This is a genomic window from Chryseobacterium gambrini, assembly GCF_027920505.1.
GTDB lineage: Bacteria > Bacteroidota > Bacteroidia > Flavobacteriales > Weeksellaceae > Chryseobacterium > Chryseobacterium gambrini.
Genome location: NZ_CP115857.1, coordinates 936,726 through 949,781, shown reverse-complemented (window position 1 = coordinate 949,781; position 13,056 = coordinate 936,726). Strand labels below are relative to the sequence as shown.

At 37.8% G+C, this 13,056-nt stretch carries 10 protein-coding genes; 7 read left to right on the top strand and 3 right to left on the bottom strand.

The features are described 5' to 3' along the window. Positions 1-180 precede the first annotated feature (180 nt). Together PFY09_RS04180 and PFY09_RS04175 are read right to left on the bottom strand one after the other, a co-directional pair. Positions 181-1,497: an ABC1 kinase family protein gene (locus PFY09_RS04180; protein WP_271161513.1), complete on the bottom strand. Its 1,317-nt coding sequence runs from the start codon at positions 1,495-1,497 to the stop codon at positions 181-183. Between the two features lie 499 nt (positions 1,498-1,996). Then, positions 1,997-2,656, bottom strand: coding sequence for a TetR family transcriptional regulator C-terminal domain-containing protein (locus PFY09_RS04175; RefSeq protein ID WP_271161512.1), 660 nt, complete (start codon positions 2,654-2,656; stop codon positions 1,997-1,999). 97 nt (positions 2,657-2,753) lie between these two features. Here PFY09_RS04175 and ribA point away from each other — a divergent pair, with 97 nt between their 5' ends. From ribA to pgl, 5 genes are all read left to right on the top strand, one after another. Next, entirely contained in the window at positions 2,754-3,344 is a 591-nt protein-coding gene (gene ribA / locus PFY09_RS04170; protein WP_271161511.1) for a GTP cyclohydrolase II, read from the top strand. Between the two features lie 48 nt (positions 3,345-3,392). After that, a complete protein-coding gene (locus tag PFY09_RS04165; protein WP_271161510.1) occupies positions 3,393-4,829 on the top strand; it encodes an SDR family oxidoreductase in 1,437 nt (478 codons plus the stop codon). A 230-nt stretch (positions 4,830-5,059) separates the two neighbouring features. Beyond that, a complete protein-coding gene (gndA, locus tag PFY09_RS04160; RefSeq protein ID WP_271161509.1) occupies positions 5,060-6,478 on the top strand; it encodes an NADP-dependent phosphogluconate dehydrogenase in 1,419 nt (472 codons plus the stop codon). Between the two features lie 9 nt (positions 6,479-6,487). Further along, complete coding sequence (zwf, locus tag PFY09_RS04155) at positions 6,488-7,969, top strand: glucose-6-phosphate dehydrogenase (RefSeq protein WP_271161508.1); 1,482 nt, start codon at positions 6,488-6,490, stop codon at positions 7,967-7,969. Between the two features lie 237 nt (positions 7,970-8,206). After that, positions 8,207-8,917: a 6-phosphogluconolactonase gene (gene pgl / locus PFY09_RS04150; protein WP_271161507.1), complete on the top strand. Its 711-nt coding sequence runs from the start codon at positions 8,207-8,209 to the stop codon at positions 8,915-8,917. Positions 8,918-9,239: 322 nt separating this feature from the next. On the opposite strand, the gene PFY09_RS04145 is transcribed toward pgl, so the two are convergent. Beyond that, on the bottom strand, positions 9,240-10,775 hold the full coding sequence (locus tag PFY09_RS04145; RefSeq protein ID WP_271161506.1) for a peroxidase, FMP-type: 1,536 nt from the start codon (positions 10,773-10,775) through the stop codon (positions 9,240-9,242). A gap of 246 nt (positions 10,776-11,021) precedes the next feature. On the opposite strand from PFY09_RS04145, the gene PFY09_RS04140 reads away from it, so the two are divergent. Beyond that, positions 11,022-11,900, top strand: coding sequence for a helix-turn-helix domain-containing protein (locus PFY09_RS04140; protein ID WP_256038688.1), 879 nt, complete (start codon positions 11,022-11,024; stop codon positions 11,898-11,900). A gap of 90 nt (positions 11,901-11,990) precedes the next feature. Then, positions 11,991-13,046 (top strand): alpha/beta hydrolase, encoded by a 1,056-nt coding sequence (locus PFY09_RS04135; RefSeq protein ID WP_271161505.1) that lies wholly within the window; start codon positions 11,991-11,993, stop codon positions 13,044-13,046. The last annotated feature ends 10 nt before the right edge of the window (positions 13,047-13,056 follow it).

Below are 13,056 nucleotides of genomic sequence, written 5' to 3'. Positions count from 1 at the left end.
TTTTCTTTTAACAGTACATTCCTACGGAATTTTATATTGCTCCGATAGGAGCGACCTGTTAATGATTCATTTATTCCAACAAAATCGTTTTCAAACCTTTCGGCTCTTTTAATAACCTGTAATTCATCAAAATCTTTTATGACTTTTGACTCCGTCGAATCTTCGATTTACGGTTAAATATCACTTACAATAATTTTTGAAATTATTAATCGCCACGTCTTTCGCTTTCAGATCGTGCATCATATTATACAATCCGAAAAATGTTCGGTTCAGGTAAATAAAATGTCGGGAACCGCGGTTGGTATTCATTCCTTTCATATCACTTGCTTTCGCGTATTTTTGACCCAAATCGGCAATCTCCTGAAAGAATGATTCGTCTGAAAAGTCAAATTTTTCCTGATTAAAAGGCCTTGTAAACAGTTCCAGCAATTCATAGAATAATTTGGCAAAAAACTCTTTTTCTTTTTCTGAATCTTCTGCTCGAAGAATTTCCAAGGTGAATAATTTCTCACGGAAAATCTCAGGATTTTTTAAATTTTCTTCTTTCGCCAGTTCGAAATACGGAATGTAAAAATCTTCCGGAATTTCTTTGATACAGCCGAAATCGATAACCAATAATTCATTGTTTTCCGAAATCAGGAAATTTCCCGGATGCGGATCGGCGTGAACTTTTTTCAGAATATGCATCTGATACATATAAAAATCCCAAAGTGTCTGTCCGATTTTATTCAAATCCTCCTGCGAATTCTGCTTTTTGGTAAACTCAGAGAAATGAATTCCGGACATCCAGTCCATCGTAATGATTTTCTCACACGAATATTCCTGATAATAATGGGGGAATTTCACATTCGGAAGATGACTGCATTCTTCTGCAAAATGCTGACTGCGTTTGAGCTCCAGATTGTAATCAGTCTCCTCAAACAGTTTGTCTTCTACTTCCTGAAAATAAGATTCCGAGCCTTCTTTTTTAATGTTGAACATCTTCATTGCAATCGGCTTAACCATTTTCAGGTCGCTCGAAATACTTTCTCTTACGCCGGGATACTGAATTTTCACAGCTAGTTTTTTGCCGTCTTTTTTTGCCGTATGAACCTGTCCGATGCTCGCTGCATTAACCGATTCGGCGGAAAATTCATCAAAAATATCTTCCGGATTTTTCCCGAAATATTTTCGGAATGTTTTCTTCACCAAAGCACCCGACAAAGGCGGAACCGAAAACTGCGAAAGAGAGAACTTCTCCACATACTCCACCGGAAGAATGTTTTTTTCCATACTCAGCATTTGAGCAACTTTTAGCGCAGAACCTTTCAATTCTTTTAAGGAATCGTAAATATCTGTTGCATTGTCCTCATTCAGAATTTTGCGCGCTTCATCTTCATCTTTTGTTATTTTATTTCCGTAATATTTTAGGTAATTGACGCCGACTTTTGCTCCTGCTTTGAGCAGGCTGCTTGTCCGTTCCAATTTTCCTGTAGGAATTTTATTTAATGTTTTCATTTTTAAATTTTGTTTGTCAAATGTTTTTAACGAAATGTTCGCAATGATTTTTTTTAATTGCTAACTGTTTTTAAGTTCGCCAGGTGTTGTTTTAAGCTCCTTTAGGAGCTTTATCTGTGTAGAAAAAGGATATATTTCCCATTTTGGAGCACTCCGTAGGAGTGCTATTTTTAATTTATCTCTGAATTTTAGATTGAGCTTCTACGGAGTTCTCTTCAACGCAATTATTCGTAATTTCTACACAGATTCCGCACCTACGGAGCGCACTATTCTCTAGATTATTTTCATTCATTTTCGCAGCCGAATACTCATTTTTTTACCTTTAATTCTTGAATCTGCGAATCTCGCAGCCCGACCTGAACGGAGCTCTTTTTGTAGACCAATGGCTGAGGAATTGAAGTCATTGGTTTGCAAAAAAGCGGGAGTGGAGGGCGGAAATAGCTGCCCAAATAAATATTAGCTTATTCGAAACCAAAAGCCAGTTGCCAATTGCTATTCATCAACTCATTTTAAACTTTTCTTTCCACAGAAACTTTCCAAGATCAAAAACTTTTCTTAACGGTTCATTATCCATCAATTCAAAACCTGTGTCAATGGTTTTTTCGATAAAAATATCGGTTTTTTCGAAATCCGGAGAAGTGTCTTTTTTCCAGAAATCAATGGCAGAAACCAAATGGAGCCAAAGTGCTTCCTGTCTTGATTTTTCGTTGAATTTTCGGATGTCTTCCTTCGCTTTTTCAATCATTTCCCATTCGTTGAAATCGAGAGTATTAACAAATTGTTTGTGCGTTTCCCTAAGATTCTGAAGGGTTTTGATGCTCTGGATTTTATTGCTTCCCAAAATAGATAACACTAATGAACGGTTCATCGTAAGATTTTCAAAGAAAATGTAATACACATTCAGGAGTTTTTCTTTGGTTGTCACTTCGTTCGAAGAATTCACTTCCGAAGCGAGTTCCAGAGATTTCGTGAAAAGATGATTCAATATTTCTCTTTCGATCTGCTCGAATCCTGAGAAATAGTGGTAAAATTCTTTCTCCTCAAAATTGTTTTCTTTCGCAAAAAGGTAAACATTTTTCGGTTTTTCTCCGTGATTCAAAAGATAATCTCCGTATAATTCAAATATTTTTTCCTGCGTGATATTGGCTTGTTCTTGCATAATAGAATTTATTTATTGACAAATTTAGTAAATAAATTTACATTTAATTAAAATAAAGTATAAATTTGTACTATATAAACCATTTAATTTTTGAATTATGTTGACAATACAGGCACAATCGAATATACCTACAGATTTTGGAATGTTTACTGTTTATGCATTCTCAGAACACGAAGAAGACTGGAATCCGCACTTGGTTTGGGTAGCAGAAAACACAGATTTCAGCAAAACGGTAAATGTACGTTTTCACTCGGAGTGTATCACAGGCGAGATTTTTCATTCTAAAAAATGTGAATGCGGACAGCAATTAGACGCGGCAATGAAATATATGTCGGAAAACGGCGGAATGATTATCTATCTTCGACAGGAAGGGCGTAATATAGGAATCATCAATAAGTTAAGAGCATATGCGCTTCAGGAAAAAGGTTTTGATACGGTGGAAGCCAATTTAAAGTTGGGTTTGCCTGCAGACGGAAGAAATTTTGATGTAGCGGTGGAAATGCTTAAGATTCTGAATGTGAAAGAAATTAATTTGCTGACCAATAATCCGGATAAACTTAAATCTCTGGAAAACAGCGGAATCATTCTCAATCACAGAGTTTCTTTGGAAATAGAATCGAATGAGGTGAATGAAAGTTATCTTTCAAAAAAGAAAGATTATTTTGGACATCTCTTAGAAAAGGTATAATTTTCTCATTACGCTGAGAAACAAATTCCAGTCACCAAAACCAATCTTATGAAAAAAATTCTGCTTACCGGCGCTACCGGATATATCGGGAAACGAATGATTAACGTAATCGCTGCACAAGGTTATCAGGTAATCTGCTGCTGCAGAGATAAAAACCGTTTTTCTAAAAGTGTGGATATTGATGATGCTCAGATTGAAGTGGTGGAAGTGGATTTTCTGAAACCCGAAACACTGGAAAATATTCCGAAAGATATTTCCGGAGCGTATTATCTGATGCATTCGATGAGCAACAGCAACGATTATGCAGAAATTGAAAGACAATGCGCCGTTAATTTTTCAAATTATATTGAAACTACCGACTGTAAACACATCGTTTATCTTTCGGGTTTGGCGAATGAAAAAGAGCTTTCTCAACATCTGAGTTCAAGATTTGAAGTTGAAAAAATCCTGATGAAATGTAAAGTTCCGGCAACCGTTTTACGGGCTGGAATTATCATTGGTTCAGGAAGTGCATCGTTCGAAATCATCAGAGATCTGGTAGAAAAATTACCATTGATGGTGGCTCCGAAATGGCTTCACACAAAATGTCAGCCGATTGGAATTGCCAATGTTCTGGATTTTCTGATTTTTACTTTATTTAAAGAACAGGCGTATCACAGAAATTTTGACATTGGCTGTGATAATGTTTTGTCCTACAAAGAAATGCTTTTGGAGTTTGCCAAAATCAGAGGATTGAAAAGAAAGATTTTTACCGTTCCTGTAATGACTCCGAAATTGTCTTCGTACTGGCTGTATTTTATTACTTCAACATCCTATAATTTAGCTTCTGCATTGGTCGGAAGCATGAAGATTGAAGTCATCTGCAGACCGGAAAGCCTTGCGGAGATTAAACAGATTACCGGAGTTCAGCCTTTTTCTTATGATACGGCTTTAAGAAGAACGCTGGCTAAAATTCAGGACAACGAAATTGCCTCAAGCTGGAAAGACAGTTTTATCAGCAGCAGAAGCGATTCCAGTCTGAAAGATTATCTCGATGTTCCGAAGTACGGCTGTTTTGTAGATTTAAGAACTGAAGAATATGATGACCGTGAAAAATGTCTCCACAGAGTTTTTTCTTTGGGCGGCGCAAACGGATGGTACGGTCAAAGTCTCTGGAAGGTTCGTGGTTTTATGGATTTATTGGTGGGCGGACCGGGACTGAGACGCGGCAGAACGCATCCCGATAAACTTCATGAAGGCGATGCACTGGATTTCTGGCGTGTTCTGTATGCCAGCAAAGAAGAAGGGAAACTTATTCTTTTCGCAGAAATGAAGCTTCCTGGAGAAGCATGGTTAATGTTTAAAGTTTACAAGGGTAAACTTTGGCAAAAAGCGGTTTTTCGACCTCACGGATTAACCGGAAGATTATATTGGTACTCTGTTTTGCCGTTTCACGGAATTATTTTTAAAGGGATGGTAAGAAGACTGGCAGGAAAAATTTCTTGATTTCAAATATATCCGATTATTTTTTAAGAATTGGCAGCACATAAAAGTGTTGCCAGTTTTTTGTGTGATATCTCAGCGGTAAACATTTGAGGATTATATTTTTAACTAAATTTTAAATATTGCCTTAAACATCAGATAGAAAATTTTTATTAATCTTATTTCTATATCACTTTCATAATGCTTAATTTTAAAGCTTTAAACGTTTAAACATTTACTAATACATCATCATAATGGAAAAATACAGTTATGGTATGATCGGACTGGGAGTTATGGGGAGAAATCTCCTGTACAACATCGCCGATCACGGATTTTCTATTGCAGGATTTGATCTTGATCATGAAAAAATAAAAGATTTGGAAGAACAGAAAACTTCTGATATGAATATCAAAGGAATACCTTCTCTGGAAGATTTTGTATCGCAGCTGGAAACACCGCGAAAAATTATTCTGATGGTTCCTGCCGGAAAACCGGTAGATGCGGTATTAGAAAATCTTAAACCGATTTTGAGCGAAGGGGATATCGTAATAGATGCCGGAAATTCTTATTTCAAAGATACCGACCGACGTGTGGCAGATCTGGCTTCCCAAAAGCTTCATTTTATGGGAATGGGAGTTTCCGGAGGTGAAAAAGGAGCGAGAACGGGACCAAGCATTATGCCGGGCGGAGATCAGGAAGCATTCGGACTTTTACAGCCGATGCTGGAAGCCATTGCAGCCAAAGTAGATGGTGATGCGTGTACAGCCTACATGGGAAAAGGTTCTGCAGGAAATTATGTGAAAATGGTTCACAACGGGATTGAATATGCCATTATGCAGCTCATCAGCGAAGCGTATGATTTGCTGAGAAAAGGAGCAAAGCTTACAAATGATGAGCTTTATGAAGTGTTTAAAGAATGGAATAACGGAGATATGAATTCTTTCCTAATCGAAATCACAAGAGACATTTTCCAGCAGAAAGATTCTTTAACCGATGGTTATCTTGTTGATCAGATTTTAGATAAAGCAGGTGCTAAAGGAACCGGAAAATGGACTTCCGAACAGGCAATGGAAATCGGCGTTTCAATTCCGACGATTGATATTGCGGTAACTTCCAGAATTTTATCAGCTTATAAAGACGAAAGAATAAAAGCTTCTCAACTGTATTCTCACAGTGAAGTTGTAACTCCAGAGAACAAAGAAATTTTCATTAAAGAAGTGGGAGAGGCTCTGTATTTGTCTACACTAATCAGCTATGCACAAGGTCTGGCTTTACTGGTAAAAGCTTCCGAAGAATATCAGTTTGAAATTCCTCTGAAAGATGTAGTAAAGATCTGGAGAGGAGGATGCATTATCCGTTCTGTTTTATTGGAGAAATTCTATACTGCCTACACAAAAAATCCTCAGCTTTCCAATATTCTGCTTGATGAAAATATCGCAGCTATCGTTAAAGAAAAGGTTTCTTCATTGAGAAAAACAGCAGCTTTTGCAGTTTCAAACGGTATTTCAAGCTTAGGACTTCAGACGGCTTTAGGATATTTTGATGCCTATACCACAGAATCTCTTCCGGTGAATCTGATTCAGGCACAGAGAGACTATTTCGGAGCACATACCTACCAGAGAACCGACAGAGAGGGCGTTTTTCACACCAACTGGGAAAGTTTTAATCATTAAAATTCAGAAATGAGCGAAAATAAAGTTTTGCAGCCCACCACAATTATCATTTTTGGCGCAACAGGAGATTTAGCAAAAAGAAAACTTTTTCCTGCATTTTACAACCTGTATATAGATGGAAGAATGCCGAAAGGCTTTAACATCATCGCTTTGGGAAGAGCAGATAATTCCGACGAATATTTTAAAAATTACATCAGAGAAAACCTGAACAGTTTTTCAAGAAAAAAAGTAACTTCAGAAGACTGGGCGGGTTTTCAGGCGCACATAACGTATGTTCAGCATCAGCTTGATGAAGAGAGTTCCTATAAAAATCTTAATCAGAAGCTGGAAAGTTTTGACAAAGTCTACGGAACAAGAGGAAACAGACTTTTCTATCTTTCAATAGGACCCAATTTTGTGGCAACCATTTCCAATCATATTAAAAATGCATTGCTGGCTTCAGATCCTAAAAAAGACCGTATTATCATCGAAAAACCTTTCGGACACGATAAACAGTCTGCGATTGAACTGAACAGCCTTTTGGCTGATGCTTTTGAAGAAGAGCAGATCTACAGAATCGATCATTATCTTGGAAAAGAAACCGTACAGAATATTCTTGCCTTCAGATTCGGAAATGCTATTTTTGAACCTTTGTGGGATCGTAAACATATTGAATCTGTACAGATTACGGTAGCGGAGGAAGTAGGAGTGGAAACCAGAGGCAGCTTCTATGAACAGACTGGTGCATTGAGAGATATGATCCAGAATCACCTCTTGCAGATCCTTTGCATGGTGGCAATGGAACCGCCTGCTTCGCTCGAATCCGGAGAGATCAGAGATCGTAAAGTGGACGTATTAAAGTCTATCCGAAGAATTCCTGCGGAAAAAGTAGACCATTACGCAGTAAGAGGACAGTACGGAAAAGGATCGGTAAATGGCGAAAAAGCAAAAGGATACAGACAGGAAGAAGGGATTGCGCCGGATTCCAACACCGAAACTTTTGCAGCCGTAAAGTTCTATCTCGATAATGAAAGATGGCAGGATGTTCCGTTTTATGTAAGGACAGGGAAAAAGATGAAAGAAAAACATTCTTACATCACCATTCAGTTTAAGCCGCTTCCGCATTCTACGTTTTCAGAAAGCTCGCAACAATTGTCTGCCAATCGATTGATTATCAATATTCAGCCGCTAATGGACATCCGATTGCAGTTTATGGCAAAAAAACCGGGACTTTCTTTGGTTTTAAAACCTGTAGAAATGATTTTTGATAATTTTGCCTGTCAGGAAGATACGCCGGAAGCTTACGAAACCTTATTGCTGGATGCACTTTTAGGAGATTTAACCCTGTTTATGCGTTCCGATCAGGTGGAAGAAGCATGGGATGTGGTAAAAACCATTCAGGAAGCGTGGGCAAATGAAAAAGATGCCTCTTTCCCGAACTATGAAGCCGGAAGTTGGGGTCCTGAAGAAAGTACTGCTCTGGTAGAAAGACAGGGACATCACTGGGTTTAAAAATAAACTTGTGTTAAACTATTTCAGAATTAACCACAAAAGAAACGATAGACAATTTTAAAGTGAATTTCTATAATAATTAAAGCGTTCAAAGAATAAAAATCAAAGATTTTTAAAAACTGTGAGCTTTTTCATTTATAATTGTCAGCTTTAAATAAAAGTTTAGTTCATCTTTGGTGACTTTCGCGGTTAAATAAAAGTTTAAACAGATTTAATATAATAAAGAAAAAAGTAAAAATGAAGATTACCGTATTTAACGATTTAGATACATTATATAAAAAAGCTGCAGACCGTTTTGTAGATTTGGCCGAAAAGTCGATTCAGGATCACGACCGTTTTGTGGTGGCGCTAAGTGGAGGTTCCTCTCCGAAAGCTATCTTTAAGCTGTTGGCTTCCGGGGAATATGCAGATAAAATAGAGTGGAGCAAAGTCTTTTTTTTCTGGGTAGACGAAAGATGGGTTCCGTTGAATGACGAGAAAAGCAATGCTAAAATGACATTCGATACACTTCTCGATCATGTTTCCGTAACTAAAGATCACATTTTCCCAATGTATAAAGACGGAGTTTCTGCGGAAGAATTTGCTGCGGAATATGAAAATCAGATCAGAAATGTACTGGGAAATGATGGAAGTTTTGATTTTATTCTGTTGGGAATGGGAGACGACGGACATACAGCATCACTTTTTCCGGGAGAAAAAGTGCTTTTGGAAAAGGAAAAGTGGGTCGATGCGTATTACCTGAAACCTCAGGAAATGTTCAGAATTACCCTTACAGCTCCCATCATCAATAACGCAGAAAATATTTTGATCGTCACCTTTGGAGAAAGCAAAAAACACGCTCTGAATGAAGTTTTGAACGGGGTTTACAATCCGGAACTGTATCCGATGCAGCTTATTGAAAAAAGAGAAAGCGTAGAATTGTTCACAGACGAAAAAGCAAAAGGATAATCATTAAATTTAAACTTTTTTAAACTCTTTATTTGAACCACAGATTGAGCTGCTGTAGCTAAAGTTAATAAAGATTTTAAAGTTTTTTAAAACAAAAATATTCTTGTTGGAAAATGCAAAGAGGCAAGATTTCTATTAGTCTCAAATCTTTAAGGCGCAAGAAAATCAAAGATTTTCAATAAAGAATTGATGTTTAATTTTATCGTAGATAAAATCTTTTCTGGTTAAATTAATAATTGTTTAAATAGGTATTGCATATATTAAGCAGCGACGGCACTTGTGCCGTCGCTGCTTTCTTTAAAACCATAGTATAAATATTTACTTACCCTTTGTGATACGGACAGCCTGATGTCGCAGCCGGAGCATTTGAGGATATATTTTCCGGAGTTTTTGTTCCTTCAAAAAACTGCTCTTCTATAATTTTTCTCTGATCTTCAGGAATATCCTCCAGTTTTCGAAGCGTGTTCACCTGAATATGAGGCCAGCTTGTCGTTCCGCCGTCATCTCCGAAATGGAATTCAAAAAGAATAATCTGCTCATACTGAAGCTGAAGAATCTCTCTTCCGTTTTCCACAACCGTTTCGATCCACATTCTGAAATTTACCTCCACCGTCGGAACAAAACGGTTTACGAAAGGAACATTTAAAATCCCGCCTTGTGCGCCGGTCTTGTTTTTTGAAGACATCTGAAGAAAAACATAATTCTTAACTTCCTGTCCGCTGAGCGTATCTCTTAATCTCAGATCCGGTCTTACCGAATAAGGATAAAGATCGTGTGCAAGAATTCTCTGCGTATAAATTTTATTTTCTCCCGGATCATTTTGGTCATTCAGCGTTTCGTGAACCCAAGCCGGAGCGGGCTCATCCAGATTGATAGGATGCGTTTCACTCGCTCCTGCTCCTCCCATCGTTGGCGAAACAGAAAGGAAATCGTAATTCCATGCTTTATCGCCTTCCGGAAACTGCGGAGCTCCCTGAACAAGATAATTGGATTGGGAAGGAACAATGTCGCCCAGTAAAGTGATCGTGCTTCCGTGAGGAATCACTCCGCTTCGCGAAATAGAATAATCCGGAATAAAATACGGTCCGCGATTACCCGCTCCCGGTTTCAGTTCTTTTGCCGGAATGATCTCATAATATTCCTGTCCTTCCTTCAGTTCACTCATCAGAATATACAGAGGATTGCCGTTTTCATCTTTCACCTGTACCAAAGGTTCGTTTCTGTATTCGCCTTTGTACCCGTAGTTTTTGTAATCCTCCTCATCAAAAGCATGAATTCCGCGGTCTCTTTCTATAGATTCCTTTGTGGCTGCGTGATTGTAGACATCACTCAGCCAGAGATACATTCCGTTTTCTTCATGAATAGGCGTGTACAGCAAATCCGGATTATCTTTTTGGGTATTTACACTTTTAATGCTTTGCTCATACTTTATAGCCCCGCAGAAAAGCTCATTTGCCCCGCCACGATTGCGCACACCTCCCGGAACAAGAGAAAAAACCAGTTTTTCAATGTATTCTTCACATTCGAAGCTGAACTTTCCCGGAATTGTTCCCGAATTCGTTCCCGGTGAAGGCATAATCGTGGTATGAACGCCGCTTCCGTTCATTGTTCTGTCGATATTTTTATTGTAATCGGCGTTGTAGCTCACCCAGGTTCCGTCCAGAGCCTTTAAAATTCCATAGTCTACATTATCTACAATCTGGTTCAGATTTTTTTCTCTGAAAGGAATCAGCGGATCATCGATCGTGAGTTTGGAATACCCTTTCATAAGGTTTTCCAGAAAACCCTGAGAACTGTCTGCGGATGTTCTCAGAAACAGGCTTTCCTGCTCAATACTTTCTTTTTGTCTTTTCAGCATGGTAATTTCGTTTTTATAATGATTAGTTTTTTTTTGATTCTGAAAATTATTTTAAACTTCAAAATAGAGGTTTAAAGATTTCCGAAATCATCAGTTTTACTCTTCAAAATTAATCAGTCTGGGAAAGAAAAAAGTCAGTAGTTTTACTTAATTGTGCAGTGTAAAGAGAATTTTTCGTAATTTAAAAATCAATAATGAAAGATAAATACATATTTTTCATTTGTTTGAATTTCTTAACTTTGTTCTATGAAAGACAAAGTAAAAAGAACGGTTTCGGATTTTAACAGCGAATTGAAATTAAAAGGATTCCGTGCTTTTCAGATAGAGCAGGATACTAATGAAACCCGCACTTACAGCCGCAAAGAATTCTACAAGATTTGTCTTACTACCGGTAAAAGCAGAATTCATTATTCAGATAAAACCTTTGAGCAGGAAGGAACCATTCTGTTTTTCGGAAATCCCCATATTCCGTACTCCTGGGAAACGATTTCTTCAGCTTATGCAGGATACACCATCCTTTTTTCTGAAGAATTCTTTAAAAATTCCGAACGTTCAGAAAGTCTTCAGCAATCGTCATTTTTTAAGATCGGCGGAACTCCTGTTTTGAAAATCACTGAAGAACAGAGAGACTTTCTCAATACCCTGTTTAAAAAAATGATTGCCGAGCAGGAAAGCGATTACCTTTATAAAGATGAACTCATCCGAAATTACATCAGTCTCATCATTCATGAGTCTTTAAAGCTTGAACCTGCGGAAAATATAGATCAGAATCAAAATGCGGCATCCAGATTAACTTCCGTCTTTCTTGAATTGCTGGAAAGACAATTCCCGATTGAAACAACAGATCATCCGCTGCAACTCAAATCCGCTCAGGAGTTTGCGAAAAATCTTAATGTTCATGTGAACTATCTTAACCGTTCTGTAAAGGAAATCACAGGGAAATCCACCACATCGCATATCACCGAAAGAATTCTTACCGAAGCAAAAGCTCTGTTGCAGCATACGGACTGGAATATTTCTGAAATTGCCTTTGCACTTGGGTTTGATTATCCTACTTATTTCAACAATTTCTTTAAAAAACAGACAGGAACCAATCCGAAAGCTTTCAGATCTGCTGAAGTTTGATTTTCTTAATTTTTGGTTTGATTATCATTACCTGCTGCGCTCTTGCGGTTTCTAATTTTGTATCATCAATTTTTAATTAAAAATCCGGATATGAAAATAATTACCGCTGCGGTGGTTTTGTCCTCCATGTTGATCGGACAGGCATTTGCGCAAAAAAATCAGACCAATCAGAAAAAAATGAATACAACAGAACAGAAAGAACATTACACTTTTACCCTGAGTGATAAAGTGGTAAGAAAGAAAGTAAGCTTTAAAAACCGTTACGGAATTGTACTTTCAGGAGATTATTATCTTCCTAAAAATAAAGAAAACGAAAAACTTCCTGCTTTGGCGATCAGCGGACCTTTCGGAGCCGTGAAAGAACAGTCTTCGGGTTTATACGCGAATCAGATGGCAGAAAAAGGCTTTGCAGTGATTGCCTTCGATCCTTCCTATACCGGCGAAAGCGGAGGAGAGCCGAGAAATATTGCTTCTTCGGACATCAATACGGAAGATTTCAGTGCGGCAGTAGATTTTCTGGGTTTGCAGAAGAATGTTGACCGGGATAAAATCGGGATCATCGGAATCTGCGGTTTCGCAGGCTTTGCATTGAATGCAACCGCCATAGACAAAAGGGTAAAAGCAGTTGCCACGACAAGTATGTATGATATGCCCCGTGTTTCTTCAAAAGGATATTTTGATAAAATGACTCAGGAAGAGCGGGATCAGATTCTTAAAGCAATGAGCCTGCAAAGATGGAAAGACGCTGAAAAAGGAACTCCGGATTATGGAAACGGTCCTAATGCAAACGTCTTAAAAGGGGATGAACCTCAGTTTGTAAAAGATTATTTTGATTATTATAGAACACCAAGAGGATTTCACGAACGTTCTGTTAATTCAAATCAGGCATGGACGAAAACAAACGGTTTTTCTCTGATGAATATTCCGATTTTAGCTTATATCAGAGAAATTTCTCCAAGACCGGTTCTTTTGATTGCCGGAGAAAATGCCCACTCCAGATATTTTTCTGAAGACACTTATAAAATGGCTGCAGAGCCTAAAGAATTAATGATTATTCCTAATGCGGTTCATGTGGATTTGTATGACAGAACGGAAGTAATTCCTTTTGATAAACTGGAAAGTTTTTTCAGAACAAATTTAAAATAATCGAGTGATC